The organism is Gilliamella sp. X-60, from assembly GCF_057063585.1.
In genome coordinates, this window is sequence record NZ_JBXSQJ010000002.1 from 1 (window position 1) to 23,106 (window position 23,106).

Annotated in this window: 21 protein-coding genes; 7 read left to right on the plus strand and 14 right to left on the minus strand. The window is 34.4% G+C overall.

All coding sequences use genetic code 11. The features are described from left to right. Positions 1-628: 628 nt before the first annotated feature. The 6 genes from ACYIAM_RS01165 to murA form a co-directional block, all read right to left on the minus strand. The gene (locus ACYIAM_RS01165; protein WP_483746959.1) at positions 629-1,699 is read right to left on the minus strand and encodes an acyltransferase family protein; all 1,071 of its coding nucleotides are present in this window, start codon (positions 1,697-1,699) and stop codon (positions 629-631) included. A gap of 146 nt (positions 1,700-1,845) precedes the next feature. Further along, the gene (locus ACYIAM_RS01170) at positions 1,846-2,097 is read right to left on the minus strand and encodes a GNAT family N-acetyltransferase (RefSeq protein WP_174797945.1); all 252 of its coding nucleotides are present in this window, start codon (positions 2,095-2,097) and stop codon (positions 1,846-1,848) included. Positions 2,098-2,321: 224 nt separating this feature from the next. Continuing rightward, the gene (pfkA, locus tag ACYIAM_RS01175) at positions 2,322-3,284 is read right to left on the minus strand and encodes a 6-phosphofructokinase (RefSeq protein ID WP_174797946.1); all 963 of its coding nucleotides are present in this window, start codon (positions 3,282-3,284) and stop codon (positions 2,322-2,324) included. 93 nt (positions 3,285-3,377) lie between these two features. Beyond that, entirely contained in the window at positions 3,378-4,274 is an 897-nt protein-coding gene (locus tag ACYIAM_RS01180; protein WP_483746960.1) for a cation diffusion facilitator family transporter, read from the minus strand. 11 nt (positions 4,275-4,285) lie between these two features. Further along, positions 4,286-4,861 carry a DJ-1 family glyoxalase III gene (locus ACYIAM_RS01185; RefSeq protein ID WP_483746961.1) on the minus strand — a complete coding sequence of 192 codons (576 nt, stop codon included), beginning with the start codon at positions 4,859-4,861 and terminating at the stop codon, positions 4,286-4,288. A gap of 54 nt (positions 4,862-4,915) precedes the next feature. Continuing rightward, complete coding sequence (gene murA, locus ACYIAM_RS01190) at positions 4,916-6,169, minus strand: UDP-N-acetylglucosamine 1-carboxyvinyltransferase (RefSeq protein WP_174797949.1); 1,254 nt, start codon at positions 6,167-6,169, stop codon at positions 4,916-4,918. 313 nt (positions 6,170-6,482) lie between these two features. Here murA and ACYIAM_RS01195 point away from each other — a divergent pair, with 313 nt between their 5' ends. The 4 genes from ACYIAM_RS01195 to can all read left to right on the plus strand — a co-directional run bounded on the left by ACYIAM_RS01195 (position 6,483) and on the right by can (position 9,708). Continuing rightward, positions 6,483-6,680, plus strand: coding sequence for a YbdD/YjiX family protein (locus tag ACYIAM_RS01195; protein WP_174797950.1), 198 nt, complete (start codon positions 6,483-6,485; stop codon positions 6,678-6,680). A 17-nt stretch (positions 6,681-6,697) separates the two neighbouring features. Next, positions 6,698-7,741 carry a CobW family GTP-binding protein gene (locus ACYIAM_RS01200; protein WP_483746962.1) on the plus strand — a complete coding sequence of 348 codons (1,044 nt, stop codon included), beginning with the start codon at positions 6,698-6,700 and terminating at the stop codon, positions 7,739-7,741. A 180-nt stretch (positions 7,742-7,921) separates the two neighbouring features. Beyond that, positions 7,922-8,983 carry an FAD-binding protein gene (locus ACYIAM_RS01205; RefSeq protein ID WP_483746963.1) on the plus strand — a complete coding sequence of 354 codons (1,062 nt, stop codon included), beginning with the start codon at positions 7,922-7,924 and terminating at the stop codon, positions 8,981-8,983. 62 nt (positions 8,984-9,045) lie between these two features. Continuing rightward, complete coding sequence (can, locus tag ACYIAM_RS01210; RefSeq protein ID WP_065638422.1) at positions 9,046-9,708, plus strand: carbonate dehydratase; 663 nt, start codon at positions 9,046-9,048, stop codon at positions 9,706-9,708. Between the two features lie 9 nt (positions 9,709-9,717). Here the strand turns inward: can and nrdG are convergent, their stop codons facing one another. The 5 genes from nrdG to trxA all read right to left on the minus strand — a co-directional run bounded on the left by nrdG (position 9,718) and on the right by trxA (position 16,224). Next, positions 9,718-10,182: an anaerobic ribonucleoside-triphosphate reductase-activating protein gene (gene nrdG, locus ACYIAM_RS01215; RefSeq protein ID WP_483746964.1), complete on the minus strand. Its 465-nt coding sequence runs from the start codon at positions 10,180-10,182 to the stop codon at positions 9,718-9,720. A 17-nt stretch (positions 10,183-10,199) separates the two neighbouring features. Beyond that, entirely contained in the window at positions 10,200-12,335 is a 2,136-nt protein-coding gene (nrdD, locus tag ACYIAM_RS01220) for an anaerobic ribonucleoside-triphosphate reductase (RefSeq protein WP_483746965.1), read from the minus strand. A 349-nt stretch (positions 12,336-12,684) separates the two neighbouring features. Beyond that, entirely contained in the window at positions 12,685-14,100 is a 1,416-nt protein-coding gene (gene gndA / locus ACYIAM_RS01225) for an NADP-dependent phosphogluconate dehydrogenase (RefSeq protein WP_483746966.1), read from the minus strand. Positions 14,101-14,274: 174 nt separating this feature from the next. Continuing rightward, positions 14,275-15,537, minus strand: coding sequence for a transcription termination factor Rho (rho, locus tag ACYIAM_RS01230; RefSeq protein WP_034910472.1), 1,263 nt, complete (start codon positions 15,535-15,537; stop codon positions 14,275-14,277). Positions 15,538-15,897: 360 nt separating this feature from the next. Continuing rightward, positions 15,898-16,224, minus strand: coding sequence for a thioredoxin TrxA (trxA, locus tag ACYIAM_RS01235; RefSeq protein WP_483746967.1), 327 nt, complete (start codon positions 16,222-16,224; stop codon positions 15,898-15,900). A gap of 151 nt (positions 16,225-16,375) precedes the next feature. Between trxA and rhlB the strand changes: the two genes are divergently transcribed. Next, on the plus strand, positions 16,376-17,605 hold the full coding sequence (gene rhlB / locus ACYIAM_RS01240) for an ATP-dependent RNA helicase RhlB (protein ID WP_483746968.1): 1,230 nt from the start codon (positions 16,376-16,378) through the stop codon (positions 17,603-17,605). 131 nt (positions 17,606-17,736) lie between these two features. On the opposite strand, the gene ACYIAM_RS01245 is transcribed toward rhlB, so the two are convergent. Beyond that, complete coding sequence (locus ACYIAM_RS01245; RefSeq protein ID WP_174797958.1) at positions 17,737-18,363, minus strand: TfoX/Sxy family protein; 627 nt, start codon at positions 18,361-18,363, stop codon at positions 17,737-17,739. 330 nt (positions 18,364-18,693) lie between these two features. Here ACYIAM_RS01245 and ACYIAM_RS01250 point away from each other — a divergent pair, with 330 nt between their 5' ends. Beyond that, positions 18,694-19,320, plus strand: coding sequence for a hypothetical protein (locus ACYIAM_RS01250; protein WP_483746969.1), 627 nt, complete (start codon positions 18,694-18,696; stop codon positions 19,318-19,320). A gap of 6 nt (positions 19,321-19,326) precedes the next feature. Here ACYIAM_RS01250 and glnB read toward each other — a convergent pair whose 3' ends face one another. Further along, positions 19,327-19,665 (minus strand): nitrogen regulatory protein P-II, encoded by a 339-nt coding sequence (glnB, locus tag ACYIAM_RS01255; protein ID WP_065638414.1) that lies wholly within the window; start codon positions 19,663-19,665, stop codon positions 19,327-19,329. A gap of 23 nt (positions 19,666-19,688) precedes the next feature. Then, positions 19,689-21,326: an NAD+ synthase gene (locus ACYIAM_RS01260; RefSeq protein ID WP_483746970.1), complete on the minus strand. Its 1,638-nt coding sequence runs from the start codon at positions 21,324-21,326 to the stop codon at positions 19,689-19,691. A gap of 87 nt (positions 21,327-21,413) precedes the next feature. On the opposite strand from ACYIAM_RS01260, the gene aroB reads away from it, so the two are divergent. Next, positions 21,414-22,493 carry a 3-dehydroquinate synthase gene (aroB, locus tag ACYIAM_RS01265; RefSeq protein WP_483746971.1) on the plus strand — a complete coding sequence of 360 codons (1,080 nt, stop codon included), beginning with the start codon at positions 21,414-21,416 and terminating at the stop codon, positions 22,491-22,493. The last annotated feature ends 613 nt before the right edge of the window (positions 22,494-23,106 follow it).

The following is a 23,106-nucleotide window of genomic DNA, read 5'->3' on the forward strand; positions in this document are numbered from 1 at the left end:
TCAATAACTGTCTCTGACATATTCAAATGAATCTTCAGTGTCACTTATCAAGACTTAATTTTTAAGTCCGTAGACTTTTCATTCTTTGTCTCGCAAGTGCCCACACAGATTGTCTGTTTCTTTTTTTTAAAGAGCTGACAGCTTCAATATCTAATCAACTTTTGTTAATTTAGTTTGCTGTCTCAAGGGCTGCGTATACTACGCTACACTTTTTTATTCGTCAAGATCTTTTTTCAAATTTTCGATCTTATTTTTAACTCACTCACCGCCTGCTTGTCGCTGACTGCGTGTCAGTGGATGCGCATTATAGGGGCTTTAAAAATTCGTGCAAGTATTAATTTTAATTTTTTTTCCGTTTGTTTTTTATTTGTTCAAATATTTTTATTCGTCACATTCTGTATAAACAAAATAAAAATTATTTGTTACTGAAAAAACAATTCATTAAGTTAATTTATATAGGAATATAAAGACCCCTCGTACTTTCAATACAGATTTTGAGTATTAATTTATATTCTGCTAGTAATTTTCAAATAAAAACTATTTATTATTTTTTTGAAGAAAAAATTCAGAGAGTTTTTTAATAAAAATATCTTGAAAAAATGCTAAATTTAAATGTGAGTGACATTATTTAGCGAATTCCACCGATAAGATATTTTGCTTTATTTTTGAAAATCAATTTTATTATGTTAGCTATCATTACACTTAAAATTAAAGTGGACACTAAGAAGGCCACAGCGCCCAACGATGCCAACCAACCATTGTCGGTTTTGATTATATTGCTTAGTGAGGACATATACACTAGATGTTCAAGCTCTAACACAATAATTTCATGAATAAAATAAATTGGAAAACTAATATTTGCCATATAAGAAAAGAATTTATATAGTTTCCCCTCATTTATTTTATGGTTGAGTCCATCTAAAAAATAGAGTGCTAATATAAATAATATGATCTTTTGTAATGTATCGTAATAAAGTTTTTCAACTACTAAATGGCTTGTATAACGATAAGTGAATGGAACAAGAAAACATAAACTAAAAAGGAATATCACCCAGTACAAATTATCTTTTATTGACTTCATGATGGTTTGATAATTTTGTTTTATCATCATACCAATTAGATAGACAGGGCCATAATGCAATAAATTTAAAAGCGGTTTAGTAAAATCGGGTTTAGTAAACATCACGACCCAAAACATAGCAATCAAACTTACGACGATTAAATTCTTTTTCGACCAATAAAAAAAGAGTGGCCCCATAAAATATACAATGATAATCATCGGTATAAACCACAAAGGTAGAAGCTGCGTACCAGTTAGCATCATACGAACTATCGTGCTGGTAATACTAGTTTCAGTTGATGAGAACCATGGTAAATCGGATAAATACTGATAATGGAAAAATATAAAGCAGAAAATTGATACTGAAATATAAGGACATACTACTGTCTTAATTTTTGATAAATAATATGATTTAGTATTGAATTTATAGGTTAAATGTTGAAATAAAAAACCAGCAATTAATACAAAAAAAGTAGTAAAATTAAACGCAAATAAATTCAAAAAAGAAAATAAATAACTATTAGCGATTAAATAAGTATTTTTAAACACCCCCAAACAGTGACTAAAAACAATCATAATAATTGCAACACCACGTAATACGTGAATGGAATGAATTTTTTGTTTTTTTTCTGTTACCATTTTAGATAGTGTAAATAATGAAATTAATTAGCATACATTACCACATTTTCATGTAACTAGAACCATCATTTACAAAAAAATTTTAGGCAAAACACAACAGATATAACAATATAAATCAATTAGTTATTATATTGTGTTTAAACTGGTTATCTAGCCAATTTATTAACAGCAAATGAACAAATAGGAATAATTTCACGTTCCTCTTGCTGTAATCGTTTAACGACAAGGTCTAACAAATTATCAGCAATACCTTGGCCTCGATATGCAGGATCGACATAAGTATGATTAATCGTAGCTTTATCTTTTCCCACTCTTGTAAAGGTCATTTCAGCAACTTCTTTATTATTAGCATCACAAGCATAAAAACGATCATTATCTTCTAAAAAACGTAATGACATAAAATCACCTATATACCATTGTCATTAATCGATCACTTGATAAATTCAAAGATTATTTTATGATAAGTTTTATGGTAAGTTTAATCCAATATCAGCTAACTATAGGAAAGCTAACAAATAAACAATAGATGACTGTTTTAGGATTTTATCGTCAATCAGTCACCTATAATCAAGCAGTCAGATCTTTATCAATATTGATTATGCTTTAACGGTATAATTACCATTTAAAATAATCTTTTAGCCGTATTATACAGATCTATATCAAATGGACGTTTCATATTATTGATAGCTTCAATAATATTATGATGTACTAATTTACCATTTTGTACACCAACGCTTCTACCAGCCTGACCTTGTAGCAACAATTCAACAGCATAAGCTCCCATGCGAGAACCTAAAATACGATCATAAGGAACAGGAGAGCCACCACGTTGAACATGACCTAATACCGTTGCACGTGTTTCGTGATGAACCGCCGCTTCAATGTCTGCTGCAAGTTGGTTTACATCACACATATGCTCTGTAACAGTTACAATTGCATGTTTTTTACCTTTTGCAAAGCCCAGTTTAATTTCTTCGATTAGATCTTCTTTAGTATAAGAAACCTCAGGAATAATCATAAATTCACAGCCGCCAGCAACAGAAGCATTTAAGGTTAAATCACCACAGTCCCGCCCCATAATTTCAATAACTGAAATTCGGTTATGCGAAGAACAAGTATCACGTAATCTATCAATTGCTTCAACTGCAGTGCTAAGGGCAGTAAAATAGCCAATGGTATAATCAGTTCCACGAATATCATTATCGATAGTACCAGGTAAACCGATGCATGGAAAACCTTCTTCAGTTAATCGCATTGCTCCCATATATGAACCATCACCACCAATAACTACTAAAGCATCAATTTGATGTTTTTTTAAATTAGCAATGGCTTTTTGTCTTACGTTTTTATCTTTAAACTCTGGAAATCTAGCCGAACCAAGAAATGTACCACCACGAGTAATAATATCTGATACACTTGAACGCTCTAATTGAACAATACGATCTTCACAAAGCCCCATATAACCATCATAAATACCAAAGACATCCAAGCCTTCTGCTAATGCAGTTCTTACAACACCACGAATAGCAGCATTCATTCCTGGAGCATCGCCACCACTGGTTAAAATACCTATTTTTTTTATCATATGAAACAACTCCAAATTATTAACTTTTCGTTATTATAGAGTCTTAACAGATATCTAACAATAGACAATAAAAGCTATTTTTGATTAATTTTTCTACTTCTTTATTTCGGTTGGCACAACGGAAATTGGATCTTGGTGAATAATCACTGTTGCTGGAGAGAACTCTTTAGAAATATGTTTTTCAATAGCATCGGCGATAGCATGTGCTCTAATTAAAGGCATATTATCATCTAGCTCAAGGTGCAATTGAATAAATTTCAAAGGACCTGCTTGCCGTGTTTTTAGCTCATGAAAACCTTGTACCTCAGGATATGAAGTAACAATTTCAGCAATTCTTACCTTATCGCTATCAGGCAAAGCACGATCAAGTAGATCCTGAATAGCACGATAAGCAATATGATAAGCGTTATAACAAATGTATAAAGCAATAAGCGATGCAAAGGCAGCATCAGCATAAGTAATGCCGTACCAACTTAAACAAAGTGCAATAATAACAGCAATATTCATCAGCATGTCGGAAGAATAATGTAGCATATCAGCCTGAATAGCATTACTGCTGGTCATTTTTACAACGTGTCTTTGGTATAAGACAAGAACAGCTGTAATTACAGCAGAAACTATCGAAACAGCAATTCCTAATAAAGGAAGCTGCAACTCGCTTGGGTGAATAAAAGAGCGAATACTAGAAAGTAATAAAATTATCGCAGAACCAATAATAAATGCGCTCTGCGATAATGCAGCCAACGATTCTGCCTTACCATGACCAAAAGTATGTTCATCATCTGCAGGTTTTAGCGCATAACGGACTAAAAAGAAATTGAATCCAGAAGCAAGTAAATCGATACTTGAATCCAATAATGACGCAAATAAGCTTATTGATCCCGTTAACCAACAAGTAATCAATTTAATTAAAATTAGAAAAATAGAGATTAGAACAGCGCTCAATGTCGCTCTTTTAACTAATCTTTCATACAAATGTGAATTTGACATTTGATACCTATTTATTGATAGGATTCAATCCCTGATGGAAGAACTAACTGTTGAGCAACCTCGGCAGCTTTTGTTTGTCCTAACAATACCTCGATAATTTTTAAGGCAAAATCAATGGATGTCGCAGGACCTTGGCTGGTAATGACTTTATTTTGCTCATCATAATAAACTCTGTCAGCTTTCCAGTTTTTGAATGCCTCTTTAGTGGTTGGATAACCGGTCATATCAGCATGTGGGAATAAATTATGATGCTGCAAAACCATGGCTGGCGAAGCACAGATTGCAGCAACAATACCACCACACTGGTGTGTTTGTTTTAATTTCTCGATCAATAATGGACAGTCTCGAAAATTTTCTGCACCTTTTACACCACCGGGTAAAATAACAACGTCAAAATCAATGTATTGAATATCTAAAATCGTTTTTTTAGCTAAAATTGTTACTCCTCGGGAACATTCAATTTCACGAGTATTCGAGATACTCGCGGTAGTCACTTTAATATCGGCTCGGGTTAATAAATCAATTGTCGTGACTGCTTCTGTTTCCTCACAACCATTTGATAAAAATACCAACGCTTGTTTTGTCATTGTTGTCCCTCTTTTGAATAAGTAACTGACTCATCATATTTAATAAAATGAGATTTATTTTACCCTTTCAATATTCGCACCTAATTTTCTTAGTTTTTCTTCAATATTATCATAACCACGATCAATATGATAAATTCGATCAACCGTCGTTAAACCTTCTGCTATGCAACCGGCTAAAACTAAACTTGCTGATGCTCGTAAATCCGTTGCCATGACTTGTGTTCCACTCAGTTTTTCAACGCCATGCGTAATTAATGTATTGCCTTCAATTTCAGCTCTAGCACCCATACGAATTAACTCAGGCACATGCATAAATCGGTTTTCAAAAATCGTTTCTTTAATGATTCCTGTACCCTCAGCAACCATATTCAATAATGAAAATTGTGCTTGCATATCAGTAGGAAACCCTGGATGCGGAGCGGTGTGAATATTGACCGCTTTCGCTCTTTTTCCCTGCATATCTAAACAAATCCAATCATCACCAATTTCAATTTTAGCACCAGCCTCCTTCAATTTAGAAAGCACGGAATCAAGCAAGGTAGGATCAGTTTTACGACAAGTAATTTTACCTTGAGATATAGCAGCCGCAACTAAAAAAGTCCCTGTTTCAATGCGATCAGAAACGATCTCATGCACACCACCACCTAAACATTCGACCCCTTCAATTTCAATACGCATAGTACCAGCACCAGTAATTTTAGCGCCTAGCATATTCAGGAATTTAGCTGTATCAACAATTTCAGGTTCACAAGCTGCATTTTCGATTACAGTTTTACCTTCAGCTAAAGTAGCAGCTGACATAATAGTCACAGTCGCGCCAACACTCACTTTATCCATAACAATATGAGCACCTTTCAGTCGTCCATTTACCGATGCTTTAACATAACCTTCATCAAGTGTAATTGTCGCCCCTAATTGTTCAAGCCCCGTAATATGAAGATCAACAGGTCTTGCACCGATAGCACAACCACCAGGTAATGAAACTTGTCCTTGTCCAAAACGAGCAACAAGTGGACCTAAAGCCCAAATTGAAGCGCGCATCGTTTTAACTAGCTCATAAGGTGCACAATAATTATTAAGATGACCTGCATCAAGATGAATAATATCACTTCGTTCACATTTTACGCCTAGCTGGCTTAACAATTCCAACGTTGTGTCGATATCTTTCAATTTGGGAACATTTCGAAGCTCTACTGGTTTTTCAGCTAAAATCGCAGCAAATAAAATGGGTAGCGCAGCATTTTTTGCGCCAGAGATAACCACATCACCATTTAGCGTGGTTGGACCTGTTACGTGAAACTTTTCCATTATTAACTCTTATGCATGATAAATTGGCGAATATTATAGAAGTTATTTACCAATAGATAAATGTATTTCATGAAAAAATTGAAATACGCCCTTCTTCTAAATCAACGAAAAGTAAATAAAATTAAGGGCTATCGAAATTTCATCATATTACCTAATTTAATAATAATTAGTATTAATCAATGATCGACTCAGGCTAATTAGCATCTTATATTGGAATACATTAATTTTTAAATATAATTTGAGTTATGAGATATGGTTGACAAGGATTTAATATCTCAGTATAAGACAATAATGTTCAATTAAGAGAAAAGGTATGTTTGATTCACTCGCTAAAGCAGGAAAATATCTAGGCCAAGCCGCTAAATTAATGATTGGCATTCCTGATTATGATAATTATGTTCAGCATATGAAGCTCACTCATCCAGAACAAACACCCATGACTTATGAAGAGTTTTTCAAAGAGCGTCAAGATGCAAAATATAGTGGCAAAGGTGGATTTAAATGTTGCTAACGATTAAGGGACAATAAATGACAGACCCTATTTCATCTTCATTATTACCTGTTACCTTATTAACTGGTTTTTTGGGCTCCGGTAAAACAACACTTATTAATTATCTGTTAAAGCATAACCATGATGAGAAAGTAATTATTATCGAAAATGAATTTGGTCCAGTAAATATCGATAGCAGTTTATTAAATGTTAGTACCGAAATTCAAATTGTCGAAATGACTAATGGGTGTATTTGTTGTACCGTACAAGGCGAACTTACTGAAGCATTACATAAATTACACACAAAGCGTTTAACAGGCGAATTACAATTTGATCGGCTGATTATCGAAACAACTGGACTTGCCGATCCAGCACCAATCATTCAAACCTTTTTTATTGATGATTTAATTCGAGAAACAATTCAACTTGATGGAATTATTACTCTTGTCGATGCCAATCATATTTTAAAACATCTTAATGAACATCCGGTAACCCTTTCACAAATTGGTTTTGCAGATCGTATTATTTTAACTAAAACTGACTGTATTAGTGATCAACAAAAAGCCGAAGTGATTAATCGAATTCATAAAATCAATCATAAAGCCACTATCTTTGAAGCTATAAAAGGGCAAATACCAAAATCACAATGGCTTGATATACATGCCTTTGATCTCAGTGATGAACTAACAATAAATAAAGGCTTTTTTGTTATCAACCCAACGAAAAAACTTGAAGTAAACTTTCAACCACTACCAATCCAAAAACAAGCAACATTATGGGGTGATAATATTTGTTCTTATCTTTTTGAAGCTGGTGAGCTCGACCTGAAAAAGATTGGCACCTTTATGGAGAGCTTAGTCGAACAATATGGTAACGACATGTTACGCTACAAAGGTGTTTTAGCTATCAAAAATAACAATCAACGATTGATTGTTCAAGGTGTACATAAAGTCGTGGGATTTGACTATGGTTCTCCTTGGCAAAATTTAGCAGAAAGAATATCTCGATTAGTAATTATCAGTCGTACGTTGCCATTTGATGAATTAAATAAATCGTTTTTAAAAACAGTATCAGACCAATAACAAAAATTAATGCGTTAAAAAGGCAAATTCACATCCTATTTTTATACTGAAACACATACTTTCCTGAAACTTCTTTACAAATTAACTGGCATAGAGCAACTCACATCTCTAATAGCCACACTTAGTTTAATTTGCTACCATAACCGCCTTTTAAACATGATAAGACAAGCAACACAATACATGGATTACGATATCGCAATCATAGGACTTGGACCGGCTGGCAGTACACTAGCTCGTTTACTTAACCCGTCTTTTAAAGTCATTGCATTAGATACAAAACATCAAACAGGAGATGGAGGATTTCATAAACCTTGTGGTGGACTATTAGCAGATGATGCACAGAGAGCCTTTGTTCGGCAAAATTTGAACTTACCAGCTGATATTTTAACGAACCCACAAATTTTTAGTGTCAAAACTTATGACTTACAAACCAAACTTGTTCGGAATTATCAACGAAGTTATGTGAGTTTCGATAGGCACAAATTTGATCTATGGCTAAAATCACTAATACCATCAAACGTCACCGTCCTTCATAATACACTTTGTAAAGAAGTTAGACGTATCATTGATGGTTATCAAATTACCTATCAAGATGAAAATAAAAATGAACACAATATCACCGCACAATATGTGGTCGGTGCTGATGGAGCCAATTCCCTTGTGAGGCGGATGCGATATCCTCAGCATACAATAAGACAATATGTGGCGATACAGCAATGGTTTCCAGAACTGCATCAAAACCCTTTTAATTCGTGTGTATTTGATAATGAATCGACAAATTGCTACGCTTGGAGCATTTCAAAAGATGGCTATTTTATTTTCGGTGGCGCTTTCCCCAAAAAAGTAGCAAATCAAAATTTTGAAAAATTAAAAGAAAAATTAGCAACACAAGGATTCATTTTCGGTAAACCGCTAAAAACAGAAAAGTGTTTAGTCGTTTACCCAAATCGATTGCGTGATTTTTACACTGGCAATGAGAATATCTTTTTAATTGGTGAAGCAGCTGGTTTTATTAGTGCAAGTTCTTTAGAAGGTATTAGCTATGCTTTGGATAGTGCTGAAATTTTAAGTAAAATTTTAAACAGCCACCACCCCAAACCTAATAAATGTTATTATCAACGCACAATTCCACTACGATTAAAACTTTATTGCAAAATTTTCAAAGCTAAACTATTAACAACCCCTTTATGGCGTAAATTGATAATGAAAAGCAAGATTGAGCATATTGAAAGAATTGAGTAACATAAAATCAAAAATAAGCATAGTATAAGAATAATAATGAAATATATGAGGAAATATCAATTATGTTTGATGTCGAAGATTTAATTCGTTTTAATCACGAATGGTCAGAAAAAATTGAGCAAGAAGATCCAGAATTTTTTAAACAGCTTGCCGTTGCACAAAATCCAAAATTTTTATGGATCGGTTGTTCAGATAGCCGTGTTTCAGCAGAAAAACTTATCCAGTTAAAACCAGGTGAGCTATTTGTTCATAGAAACGTAGGCAATCTTGTTATTCATACCGATCTCAACTGTTTATCAGTAGTGCAATATGCTGTAGATGTACTTAAAATTGAAGATATCATTGTTTGTGGCCATTTAGGTTGTGGTGGAATTCGTGATGCGGTTGAAAATCCTGATTTAGGGTTAATTAATAACTGGCTACTGCATATTCGTGATCTGTGGTTTCGAAATAGCTCACTACTGGGTCAATTTCCACCCGATATCCGCTTAGATGTGTTATGTGAACTCAATGTAATTGAACAAGTTTACAATCTTGGCCACTCCACAATAATCCAATCAGCATGGCAACGAGGTCAAAAAGTGAATTTACATGGTTGGGTTTACGGTATTGATAACGGTAAGATAACCGATTTACATATCACATCATCCAGCAGTGAAAATCTTGAAATTAATTATCGTGAGGCAATTTCTTATCTTTTAAATTTACATAAGTCACAAAAATAACCCAATTTTTTATTTAAAACGATAAATAACTTGATTGCTGCTTCCTCGCCACAATAAGCGAGGATCAGCAAGTTCTTGTATAAATTTTCCATCAATTAGCACATCAATGTAAGGAATAACGGCTTTTTGTTCGACAGTTAACTCATCAAGTTTATACCCAGTCCAAAGCCAGATATCTTTACTATCACACTCGGATTTAACGCGTTGAACCAGTCTTAATATCGTTGACACATTTTGTGGATGCAAAGGATCACCGCCAGATAACGATAACCCTTGCCGTTTTATCTCGGTATCTTGTAAATCTTTGATAATTTGATCTTCAAGCGATTGCGTAAATGGCAAACCAGAATTTACTCCCCATGTACTTTTGTTATAACAACCAGGGCACTGATGTACACAACCAGCGACAAAAAGCACGCAGCGAGTTCCTTCACCATTAACAACATCGACAGGATAATAACGATGATAATTCATAAGTATCGTATTTATTATTAACCAATTTGACCATTATTCAAATGTTTAACCCGACGTTTCACCTCTTCTTGTTTTCCAGCATTAAAAGGGCGAGCATCAGGGCTACCTAAGTATCCGCAAACACGGCGAATCACAGACACTTTTGAAGATTCATGATTACCACAACTTGGGCAAACAAAGCCTTTACTCGTACACGAAAACTCACCGGTATAACCACACTCATAACATTCATCAATGGGCGTGTTAGTTCCATAATAAGGCACTCGAGTATAACTGTAATCCCAAACATCTTCTAATGCTTTGATATTGTTAATCATATTTGGATATTCGCCATAGCAAATAAATCCACCATTTGCGATAGAAGGATACGTTTTTTCAAATTCGATTTTTTCGTATGGATTAACCTTTTTCTCGACATCAAGATGAAAACTGTTTGTATAATAGCCTTTATCAGTAACACCAGGAATTACACCAAACTCAGCTGTATCAAGTCGGCAGAATCGATCACATAAGTTTTCGCTTGGTGTACTATATAAGCTAAAACCATAACCAGTTTCATCCTTCCATTGATCTACCGCTTTACGTAAACGTCCAACAATTTCTACCCCCTTTTCACGTAATTTATCACTATCAAATGGGTGAGTTTGATTTTCGTAAAGTGCATTTAAGGTTTCATGAAGACCAATATAACCTAAAGAAATTGAAGCGCGACCATTTTTGAAAATCTCAGAAACACTATCGTCTTCGTTAAGTCGCACACCACAAGCACCTTCCATGTATAAAATAGGAGCTACCCGAGCTTTTACGCTATCAAGTCGAACAATACGCGTCATTAACGCTTTTTTACATAGCGCTAAACGTTTATCTAAAATTTCCCAAAAACGCGTTTCATCACCTTTAGCTTCAATGGCTATACGCGGCAAGTTTAGACTAATTACACCTAAATTATTACGACCATCATGAATTAATTGACCATCTTCTTCATAAACACCTAAAAAGCTTCGGCAGCCCATTGGCGTTTTAAATGAGCCAGTAACTTCGACAACTTTATCGTAGTTTAGAATATCTGGGTACATACGTTTACTTGCGCACTCTAAGGCAAGTTGTTTAATATCATAATTAGTATCATCTGGTTTATGATTAATACCATCTTTAATTGCAAAAACCAATTTCGGGAAAACAGCCGTTTTATGATTTTTACCAAGTCCTTTAATGCGAACTTTTAAAATAGATTCTTGAATTAAGCGTGATTCCCAACTTGTTCCTAAACCAAAACCAAAAGTAACAAACGGCGTTTGACCATTAGCAGTATGTAAAGTGTTCACCTCATATTCTAGAGATTGAAACGCATCGTAACACTCTTTTTGAGTTCGGCTTTTAGCATAATCTTCTGGGGTTGGGATATTCCACTCTTCTGCCACTTGTTTGTGTTTATTATAACTGATGGTAACAAATTTCGCTAAAACTTCATCGATGCGATTAATAGTCGTCCCGCCATAAATATGGCTAGCGACTTGTGCAATAATTTGCGCAGTTACTGCTGTCGCTGTCGCAATTGATTTTGGTGGCTCAATTTCAGCATTACCCATTTTAAATCCGTTAGTTAACATACCATCTAAATCAATTAACATACAGTTAAACATCGGGAAAAATGGCGCATAATCTAAATCATGATAATGAATTTCACCACAATCGTGAGCGCGTGCAATGTCTTTTGGTAATAAATATTGTTTAGCATAATGCTTTGCCACAATACCAGCGAGCAAATCACGTTGAGTTGGAATCACCTTGCTATCTTTGTTAGCATTTTCATTTAAAATAGCAACGTTACTTTGCTCAATTAGCCCACGAATATCTTGATTTAGCCGGCTACGTTCTTCACGAGCGCGATCACGATCATGGCGATACTCAATATAAGTTCTTGCTAATTTTTTATACGGACCTGACATCAACTGATTTTCAACCGCATTTTGAATTTCGTTAATATCGACACTCTCTCGCTCAGTCATTTGATTGGTAACAATACGAGCAACCGTTGCACAATAATCTGGATCATGAACATTGGCCGCCACTGCAGCTTTAACAATGGCATCTTTGATTCGAGTCTCATTAAATGCAGTTTGACAACCATCACGTTTAATTACTACAGGCATACATCTCCTCAATATTCATTAATAATTAGCAATTGGCATAGGTTTTATATCACTAAAAATATTCATGTAATTATTACTCTTGTATGATATAAAATAGAGTTTTCACATCGCTTAGATGGTACTATATATAGTGTTTATTTTGAATATTATACACCATATATAGTGTTTTTCTAGGTTTTTTAATAAATAAATAACTTGACAAGTTTAAAGTCAATAATGACAAGCATTTATGAAATACTAAGATGGAAGACGGGAAAAAAGAAATAAATCCACTAGAAAAACAAATAAACAAAAGTGCAAAGATTACTTGCACTTTTGTATACCAAAATAAGATTATTAATTAAACAAATTATGTTTCAATATTTAGCCAATCCGTATGGAACACACCTTCTTTATCAATACGTTGATAGGTATGAGCACCAAAATAATCTCGTTGTGCTTGAATCAAATTAGCGGGTAATACCGCCGAACGATAGCTATCATAATAAGCAATAGCCGCCGAAAGTGTTGGAACAGCAATACCTTGTTGTACGGCTAAAGACACCACATCACGCAATGATTGTTGATAAGCTTCAACCGTTTGGTTAAAATATGGTGCTAATAGCAGATTATCAATCTCATTATTATCAGCATAAGCATCGGTAATTTTTTGTAGGAATTGTGCACGAATAATACACCCTGCTCTAAAAATTTTAGCAATTTCACCATAATTTAAATCCCATTGATATTTATGGGAGGCGGCTTTTAATTGTGCAAAACCTTGCGCATAAGAGATGATTTTACCCATATAGAGAGCTTTACGAACTTTCTCTATCAGTTCTTTCTTATCGCCACTATAAGGCTCTTTTTGCGGACCTTTTAACACTTTTGCTGCCGCAACTCGTTGATCTTTAATTGCAGATAGGTAACGAGCAAATACAGACTCAGTGATTAATGATAAAGGCTCACCCAAATCTAAAGCGCTTTGGCTAGTCCATTTACCTGTTCCTTTATTGCCTGCAGCATCTAAAATCACATCAACTAAATAATTACCTTCTTCGTCTTTATGTTTGAAGATATCAGCGGTGATTTCGATCAAATAACTATCTAATTCACCTTTATTCCAATCAGTGAAAACGTCAGCAAGTTCATCATTAGTTAAACCAGCGGCATGTTTTAACACTGAATAACTTTCCGCTATTAGTTGCATATCGCCATACTCAATACCATTATGAGCCATTTTCACATAATGACCGGCCCCATTTGGACCGATATAAGTCACACAAGGTTCGTTATTAGCCTTAGCTGCAATTTGCTCTAATATAGGTGCAACTAATTTATAAGCCTCTTTTTGTCCACCTGGCATAATTGATGGGCCCTTTAGTGCACCCTCTTCACCACCAGAAACACCCGCACCAATAAAGTTAAATCCTTCAGCTGATAACGTTTTATTACGGCGAATTGTATCTTCGAAATAAGCATTACCGCCATCGATAATGATATCGCCTTTATCTAAAAGTGGGCGTAGTTCATCAATTACAGCATCTGTACCTTTACCTGCTTGAACCATGATTAGGATGCGACGTGGTTTTTCTAAAGAATTAACGAAATCTTCAATGGTAAAATAAGGAACCAATTGCTTATCAGAATGTTCAGCCATGACTTGCTCTGTTTTATCTTTAGAACGATTATAAATAGCAACAGAAAATCCACGACTTTCAATATTGAGCGCAAGATTTCGCCCCATAACTGCCATTCCAATAACACCGATTTGTTGTTTTGACATGAGTTGGCTCCTTTATTAAACCTTTATAACCTTAACCATAAGGCTTTTTAACAACATCTAAAACTTAATTAAGTTTTATAAATTACGCTATATTTTGCCATAAAAAAAGCCGTATCAGAATATAATACGGCTCTTTTTCATTACTTTAATGATATTTACTAACAACTGAGCAAATCATGAACGCTTCATCATTTCGAAAAACTCATCGTTGGTCTTAGTCATGGCAAGTTTATCAATCAAAAATTCCATCGCATCAGTCTCACCCATTGGGTTAAGAATTTTGCGTAAAATCCACATTTTTTGTAGTTCATCTGGTGAAGTCATTAAATCTTCTTTACGAGTACCAGAGCGATTAAAGTCGATCGCTGGGAACACACGACGTTCAGCAATTTTACGAGATAAATGAACTTCCATATTCCCCGTACCTTTGAACTCTTCGTAAATAACTTCATCCATTTTAGAGCCAGTATCAATCAGTGCGGTTGCAATAATTGTTAAACTACCACCTTCTTCGACATTACGAGCCGCACCAAAAAAGCGTTTTGGACGATGTAACGCATTAGCATCGACACCACCAGTTAATACTTTACCAGATGATGGAACAACTGTATTGTATGCACGAGCCAAACGGGTGATTGAGTCTAATAAAATAATCACGTCTTTTTTATGTTCAACCAAACGTTTTGCACGTTCAATTACCATTTCAGCGACTTGAACGTGTCTTGCTGCAGGTTCATCGAAAGTCGAAGCAACAACTTCGCCTTTAACTAGGCGTTGCATTTCGGTCACTTCTTCTGGGCGCTCATCAATCATCAATACCACTAATTCACACTCAGGATGATTGACTGCTAGACTTTGAGCAATATTTTGTAAAAGCATTGTTTTACCTGCTTTTGGTGGTGCAACAATCAAACCACGTTGTCCTTTACCTATTGGTGATGCCAAATCAAGTACTCTTGCTGTGATATCTTCAGTTGAACCATTACCTCGTTCCATTCTTAAACGAGAATTGGGATGAAGTGGAGTTAAGTTTTCGAAAAGAATTTTGTTGCGGGCGTCTTCTGGCTTATCGTGATTGACTTCGTTTACTTTTAACAAAGCAAAATATCGTTCACCTTCTTTTGGCGGACGGATTTTACCCGCAATAGTATCACCAGTCCTTAAATTAAATCGTCGAATCTGACTTGGCGACACGTAAATATCATCTGGTCCAGCTAAATAAGAACTATCGGCTGAACGCAAAAAGCCAAATCCATCTTGCAAAATTTCCAGTACACCATCACCAAAAATATCTTCACCACTTTTAGCATGTTGCTTTAAGATTGCAAAAATAATGTCTTGTTTTCTAAGGCGGGCTAGATTTTCAAGCCCCATTTTTTTTTCACCAAGCGCTACAAGCTCAGAGACAGAAGTGTTTTTTAATTCAGTTAAATTCATAATTTTAAAAATTCTTGAGGATAAAATTGATATGTTTGCAATTAATATTATTTTTGTCTATTTGTTTCATTTACTTATAAAAAAATTCTCTCTCTTACAACACATAAATTCAATCGATTAATAAGCTTTTGATGATAATTGAAGATCTGGATATAGAATTTCACCACTTTACCAATAAAACAATGAATTTGTAGAAAGGAATATTTGTAAGAGGTTAGCAATTTACACTAAAAATACTAATATGTCTATATTTAATTGAATTAGTTATTCTAAGTTGCTAAACCTAGTAAAAAGATAGAATCCAAAAGAGTAATATATAACTCATTACTCTTTTAACAACTCGTATTCAAATATAGGCTATTATAATTGCGGATCGATAAAATCTTTAAGCTGAGCTTTAGATAAAGCCCCTACTTGAGTGGCAACTACTTGTCCATTTTTAAAAATCAATAAGGTAGGAATCCCTCGAATACCAAACTTAGGTGCTACATTTGGGTTTTCTTCAACATTTAATTTAGCAATAACGATTTTATCACCATATTCTTGAGCTATTTCTTCCAAAATCGGAGCAATCATTTTACAAGGTCCACACCAAGATGCCCAAAAATCAACAAGAACTGGTTTTGCTGATTCATTAATTGTTTTATCGAAACTAGCTTCCGATAACTGAACGATATTATTACTCATTTTTATCTCCAACATATTTTACTTAATGCAATAATAGATGAGTTTAAATTACTCGACTAGTAATTAGTATAATAGGATATAATTATTAGTGATGCCACTGTATTTAGTATGTTATAATCTCAAAATTCTGATAATTATATCCGCAACCATAATGATTCAATCATATCTTACCAAAACAACTTTTAGTCAATTCCCCCTTCATCCTTTAGTGTTAAAAGCGCTTGAGAAAAAAGGGTTTGTTTATTGTACCCCTATTCAAGAAAAAACATTACCATTAACTGCTAAAGGAACTGATATTGCTGGACAAGGACAAACTGGAACTGGCAAAACAATGGCATTTTTGGCATCAACATTTAATCACTTGTTGAACCATGAACCTTTGCCCGATCACAAAACCAATCAACCAAGAGCTATTATTATTGCACCAACACGCGAATTAGTTGTGCAAATTTATCATGATGCTGAAGTTTTATCTGAAGAAACGGGCTTAAAATTAGGGTTAGCTTTCGGCGGCGATGGCTACGATAAGCAATTAAAAACACTCTCTACTGGTGTCGATATCTTAATTGCAACAACAGGGCGATTGATTGATTATGCGAAGCAAAATTACATTAATTTAGACGCAATTCAAGTTGTCGTGTTAGACGAAGCTGATCGCATGTTCGATTTAGGATTTATCCGCGATATACGTTGGGTTTTCAAACATATGACCCCACCACAAAAAAGGTTAACTATGTTGTTTTCTGCAACATTAACACATAATGTGCGTGAATTAGCCTTTGAACATATGAACAATCCACAATATGTCGAAATTGAACCGGAACAAAAAATTGGTCATCGCATCAAAGAAGAGCTATTTTTCCCATCTAATGAAGATAAATTAGCACTTTTACAAACCCTGATTGAGGAAGAGTGGCCAGATCGTTGCATTGTGTTTGCTAATACCAAAGTAACTTGCGAAAAGATTTGGCGACATCTTATTGCAGATGGTCATCGCGTTGGATTATTAACTGGCGATATTGCTCAGAAGAAGCGCTTATCAATTTTAGAGCAATTTACACAAGGTCACCTTGATATTTTAGTCGCCACCGATGTCGCTGCTCGAGGATTACACATTCCTAATGTTACCCATGTATTCAATTATGATTTACCTGATGATTGTGATGATTATCGACATCGAATTGGACGAACAGGGCGTGCAGGAGCCGAAGGTTACTCGATTTCGTTAGCCTGTGAACGTTATTCGCAAAATTTGCCTGCTATTGAAAAAGCAATTGATCATGCTATTCCCGTGAGCCAATATGACCCTTCAGCATTATTAATTGACTTACCAACACCAAAACCTTTTAGGCGCCCACCTCGTAGAAAATCTTCAAACTAGATATAGTAGGTAGGGAATTAATATCATCATAAAAAGTTAGCTAATAATGCAATGATACTTTGCTATAAATTATTTTTAGGTAGCTTTTTGTGATATTACTAATCTATTGTAATTAACATGGCTTGCCAAAATTATTCTTCATGTAAATTTTTATTCATCCGCTCTAAAAAACATTGGTATTCAAGCTCAATTTCATTTTTAGTTTCCTTTGATAAAGTAGCAACATGAAATCGATTCAATGAACTATATAAAACAAATAATATATTCATTGAAATGGCTTCCTTTTTCTTTTTTATCTTATAATATGCACTTAAATACCCTACTTGTTGAAATGTTTCGACATCTTTGATGCCAACACTGCACAATAACCTTTCTAATGACAAGGTCATATTGGGTAGTTCTTTTATCCGATTTGCTTTAATTTCATTTTTTTCGTGTAGCTCCTTTTTAGTATATGTGATCACCATATTTACCATAGTAACTAATTTTTCTTGAGCCTTAAAAAGTTCCTCATCAACTTTATAGTAATCAAGTAATTTCGTTGACATCCCCATTGTTATACTCAACGGCTGCATACCTAAATCAATAAAAAATGAGCGATAATCAGGATGCCCTCTTAAATAAAAATCTTTTTGGGTAATCCAGCCAAACATTGTATCTTTACTATTAACGCTAAATCCACCAAAAAATGTTTTGATTGAAATATCTTCAATGTCAGAAAGTACTGTTAAAATTCGATTTGCAAATATTGAGCACATAATTAATTTCCATCTGAATTTTATTAAGTAACCGAAATAACTTACTGGTTAATCTAAATTATAGCTATGCTATATTCAAACTATTTCTAAATAAATTCATAATTATGGGATCTGCATTCCATATATAAAGATTAAATATATTATTGCTTGATAAATTATATTTTTGTGAAATTGGAACAATTTTTGTAAAAAAATAGCATTAAGAAAAAATAAATCTTAATAATTCTTAACAAAAGAAAAATAGCTTTAACATTGTTATTCTGTCGTAATAATTATACAATCAAAACCTGTTAACTTAATGGTACTTAATTTTTGTCGAATTGAATCAACATGATAAAAAACATTTTTGCTTTATTTTTTATGTTTTACTCTTTTGTCGCATCTGCCGATAAATTGCCCTTAATTGATTCGTTAATACTTTGTACCCCTGAATTTTTTAAACAAGTTTATACCCATAAAGATGAATTAGAAAAATATACTGACATCAAAAATTTTAACCAAAACCAAGCTTACATTCCTGTAGAAAATCGTTCAGATATCGCCAAAAACCATGTTAATTTCAAAACCCCCATGACTTATAAAAACCTAAAAATTACAGGCTATTATGATAGTGCTATGGATCTTGGTAAAATGGGAAAATATTATTTTTGGGGATTTATCATCGATAATGATATTAATCAAATCAAAGAAGCATTGGGGTTTATAGATTGGAAAAATATGGAGGATAACCTACTTTATATCGGAAATCCAAAGGTACGAAGTATTGATGATGACATCCAAACCTGGCATAAAAATACCGGTACTGTTGTTGGAGTAAAAACCATTCCAGCACCGAATACTACTGAAAAACTACTATTACTTGAAAAAAGTCCAAATATGAATCTTCTTATTTGTTCTATTCAAGGTATTGTAACTCCTGAACTACTCAAGCAAGAACGACCAGACATTCTTCAATAATTAAAATTAAATCGCTAAATCATCCATTTCACCCGTGCGAATACGAATAACCTGCTCAACATTATAAACAAAAATTTTGCCATCACCGATTTTGCCCGTTTGAGCGGTTTTCATAATAGTTTCGATACACATATCTAAAATATCATCTGAAACAACTAGCTCAATTTTCACTTTGGGTAAAAAATCAACCATATATTCTGCACCACGATAAAGCTCTGTATGGCCTTTTTGCCGCCCAAAACCTTTAACTTCAGTTACTGTCATACCGGTAATACCTTGCTCGGCAAGCGCTTCTCGAATATCATCAAGTTTAAATGGTTTAATAATTGCTTCAATTTTTTTCATATCTATTTTCCTTTAATTCAAAATTACCAATTTTTAAACCCAAAAGCAGAAGTAATTGGATAACGTCGACCTTTGCCAAAGTTACGAGCTGTGATTTTCGGGCCAACAGCTGATTGGCGACGTTTATACTCATTGATATCGACCAATTTAATCACTCGCCTTATTGTCGCCTCATCATAACCTTGTGCAATAAGTTGTTCAATGGAAAGATCGTGTTCGACATAACCTTTCAAAATGCCATCTAAAATATCATAAGGAGGTAAGCTATCTTCATCTTTTTGATCAGGTGCTAACTCCGCTGAAGGTGGTCGTGTTATCACTCTCTCAGGAATAACATAAGAACGCGTATTTCGGTATTTTGACAACGCAAACACCATTGTTTTAGGAACATCTTTAAGCACATCAAAACCACCAGCCATATCACCATAAAGGGTTGCATAACCTACCGACATTTCACTTTTATTACCCGTTGTTAGCACCAAACTACGACGCTTATTTGACAGTGCCATTAAAATAACACCACGACAACGGGCTTGTAGGTTTTCTTCCGTTGTATCTTTTTGTGTATCTAAAAACAGTGGGCTTAGCGATGACATAAATGCATCAAACATCGGCTCTATTGAAACAATGTTAAATTCAACCCCCAATATTTCGGCTTCTTCTTTGGCATCTGCAATACTAATATCGGCTGTATAACGAAACGGCATCATCACCGCTTGCACTTTATCTTTACCTAAAGCATCAACCGCAATAGCAAGGGTTAAAGCAGAATCAATACCACCAGAAAGCCCTAATACTGCGCCTTGGAAACCATTTTTAGTCACATAATCGCGAGTTGCAAGTACTAATGCATCATAAACTGAAGCTAATTGATTATTTTCATTCTTATCAATTATCACGGGATGATTTATACCCAATTGAAAAGCAACAATTTGTTCTTCAAATGAATTTAGCTGACAAACAATTTCACCGTGTTCATTACAAACAAAAGATCCACCGTCAAAAACTAATTCATCTTGCCCCCCCACTTGATTGACATAGATAATAGGTAACTCTGTTCGTTTTGCATGTCGTTTAACTAAATCATGTCGATGTTTTTGTTTTGCATAATCGTAAGGCGAAGCATTAATTGCTACCACAAAATCAACTTGAGCTTGTTTAATATCATCGATTGGCTGATTTTGCCAAAGATCTTCACAAATTAACAAGCCAATCTTTTGACCTTTAAAATTGACTACGCAAGTGTGATTGTCAGCAGAAAAATAACGCTTTTCATCAAATACATCGTAATTGGGTAGCCATTGTTTATGATAGCAAGCTAACAATTTTCCATCACAAAAAAAGGAAAGCGCATTATAAATATTTTGATCTTGCCAATGCGGATGACCAACAATGACTGCACACTGTATACTTGCTTGTTGAATTAATGATAATGCGTTTTGACAACGTTCTTTAAAATCAACACGGAAAATTAAATCTTCGGGTGGATACCCACACAAAGCAAGTTCTGAAAAAATAATGAGATCGTCGGATGAGTGGCTGTTTATCAATTCAATAATCTGTTGAGCGTTCCCTTCAATATCGCCCACACGCCAATTTTTTTGTGCTAAAACAATAGATAAAGACATATAAAATTTAATATCACAAATCGAAATTATCATTAAGTTTAAATGATTCTAAGTTGCACTGCCACTTTTTTATCGCTAACATGCAACAATAAATTGGCTTTGACTTGTCTGGAAATTATTATGCAAAAAATATTAAATGTGGCATTAGCTAAACGCAGTTACCCCATCACTATTGGTGAAAATCTACTAAGCGAATTTCAACATTTTAAACTCCAAGCTGGTCAACGCGTGCTCATTGTTACGAATGAAACTATCGCGCCCCTTTATTTACAAACATTAATTGATATGCTTGAAAAGCATGGTATAAAGACCGATTCAGTCGTTGTTCCTGATGGTGAGCAGTATAAAACGATGGAAACATGGAATACGATACTCACAGCCTTGCTTGCCCATAATCATACCCGAAGCTCAATCCTTATTGCACTTGGTGGGGGCGTCATTGGTGATGTTGCTGGATTTGCCGCATCAGCTTATCAACGTGGCATTAAGTTTATTCAAGTACCTACCACACTACTATCTCAAGTTGACTCATCTGTAGGTGGCAAAACCGCGATTAATCATCCACTGGGTAAAAATATGATTGGCGCATTTTATCAACCGCAATCAGTTGTCATTGATCTCAATTGTTTAAAAACATTACCGCAACGAGAACTTTCGGCAGGACTTGCTGAAGTGATAAAATACGGTATTATTTTAGACCCCGAATTTTTTAATTGGTTAGAACAACATATAGAAGATTTATTAAATTTAGATGTTAACGCATTAAGTTACTGTATTTACCATTGCTGCGAACTAAAAGCAAAAGTGGTTGCTGCTGACGAAACTGAACAAAACATGCGCGCCATTTTAAATCTTGGTCATACTTATGGTCATGCGATAGAGGCAGAATTAGGCTATGGAAACTGGCTACATGGCGAAGCCGTCAGTGTCGGTATGCTAATGGCTGCACAAACCGCAAAATTACTTGGTAAATTAACCCAAGCAGATATTGAACGGATTAAAAACTTATTAATTCGTGCTAAGCTACCGGTTAACAGACCAACAACAATGCCGATTGAATCTTACCTACCACACATGTTACGAGACAAAAAAGTACTATCTGGACAATTACGGCTAGTTGTACCCACTAAAATTGGGCACGCTGAAGTGATTGATGGCATTGATAAAGACGTGGTATTTCAATCTATACAACTTACTTAATCAATGATTGATAAAACTAGTCGCATCATTGCTAGTAAGTTAAGAAACTACGTTAATGAATATATATAACAAAACTAACGCCGTATCACAAATAAGCGATATGGCGCTTATATCATATTCAGTTATATTTTTTGTAAAAAATATTCAGGATTCTATACCGTTTCGCGATTAATTTAGACTTCGCAATATCTATTCGTTAAAACATGTGATAACCATCGTATCAATCAAAAATTCACAAAACCGGCTTGTCCACACATGAATGACAAAGCCATAAGAGATAAGTACTTTAATGAAGAAAAGTGTTCACTTTTTCGGTTATATTTTTTGTAAAAAATATTCAGGATTCTATACCGTTTCGCGATTAATTTAGACTTCGCAATATCTATTCGTTAAAACGTGTGATAACCATCATATCAATTAAAAATTCACAAAATCAGCTTGTCCACACATGAATGACAAAGCCATAAGAGATAGGTACTTTAATGAAGAAAAGTGTTCACTTTTTCGGTTATATTTTTTGTAAAAAATATTCAGGATTCTATACCGTTTCGCGATTAATTTAGACTTCGCAATATCTATTCGTTAAAACGTGTGATAACCATCATATCAATTA

Bases quoted from the DNA above. Each gene is read 5' to 3' on its own strand.
- ACYIAM_RS01165 (WP_483746959.1), bottom strand. From the start codon at position 1,699: ATGGTAACAGAAAAAAAACAAAAAATTCATTCCATTCACGTATTACGT.
- ACYIAM_RS01185 (WP_483746961.1), bottom strand. From the start codon at position 4,861: ATGACAAAACAAGCGTTGGTATTTTTATCAAATGGTTGTGAGGAAACA.
- ACYIAM_RS01205 (WP_483746963.1), top strand. From the start codon at position 7,922: ATGGATTACGATATCGCAATCATAGGACTTGGACCGGCTGGCAGTACA.
- ACYIAM_RS01180 (WP_483746960.1), bottom strand. From the start codon at position 4,274: ATGTCAAATTCACATTTGTATGAAAGATTAGTTAAAAGAGCGACATTG.
- pfkA (WP_174797946.1), bottom strand. From the start codon at position 3,284: ATGATAAAAAAAATAGGTATTTTAACCAGTGGTGGCGATGCTCCAGGA.
- ACYIAM_RS01170 (WP_174797945.1), bottom strand. From the start codon at position 2,097: ATGTCATTACGTTTTTTAGAAGATAATGATCGTTTTTATGCTTGTGAT.
- ACYIAM_RS01200 (WP_483746962.1), top strand. From the start codon at position 6,698: ATGACAGACCCTATTTCATCTTCATTATTACCTGTTACCTTATTAACT.
- nrdG (WP_483746964.1), bottom strand. From the start codon at position 10,182: ATGAATTATCATCGTTATTATCCTGTCGATGTTGTTAATGGTGAAGGA.
- ACYIAM_RS01195 (WP_174797950.1), top strand. From the start codon at position 6,483: ATGTTTGATTCACTCGCTAAAGCAGGAAAATATCTAGGCCAAGCCGCT.
- trxA (WP_483746967.1), bottom strand. From the start codon at position 16,224: ATGAGTAATAATATCGTTCAGTTATCGGAAGCTAGTTTCGATAAAACA.
- nrdD (WP_483746965.1), bottom strand. From the start codon at position 12,335: ATGCCTGTAGTAATTAAACGTGATGGTTGTCAAACTGCATTTAATGAG.
- rhlB (WP_483746968.1), top strand. From the start codon at position 16,376: ATGATTCAATCATATCTTACCAAAACAACTTTTAGTCAATTCCCCCTT.
- can (WP_065638422.1), top strand. From the start codon at position 9,046: ATGTTTGATGTCGAAGATTTAATTCGTTTTAATCACGAATGGTCAGAA.
- ACYIAM_RS01245 (WP_174797958.1), bottom strand. From the start codon at position 18,363: ATGTGCTCAATATTTGCAAATCGAATTTTAACAGTACTTTCTGACATT.
- aroB (WP_483746971.1), top strand. From the start codon at position 21,414: ATGCAAAAAATATTAAATGTGGCATTAGCTAAACGCAGTTACCCCATC.
- ACYIAM_RS01250 (WP_483746969.1), top strand. From the start codon at position 18,694: ATGATAAAAAACATTTTTGCTTTATTTTTTATGTTTTACTCTTTTGTC.
- murA (WP_174797949.1), bottom strand. From the start codon at position 6,169: ATGGAAAAGTTTCACGTAACAGGTCCAACCACGCTAAATGGTGATGTG.
- glnB (WP_065638414.1), bottom strand. From the start codon at position 19,665: ATGAAAAAAATTGAAGCAATTATTAAACCATTTAAACTTGATGATATT.
- ACYIAM_RS01260 (WP_483746970.1), bottom strand. From the start codon at position 21,326: ATGATAATTTCGATTTGTGATATTAAATTTTATATGTCTTTATCTATT.
- rho (WP_034910472.1), bottom strand. From the start codon at position 15,537: ATGAATTTAACTGAATTAAAAAACACTTCTGTCTCTGAGCTTGTAGCG.
- gndA (WP_483746966.1), bottom strand. From the start codon at position 14,100: ATGTCAAAACAACAAATCGGTGTTATTGGAATGGCAGTTATGGGGCGA.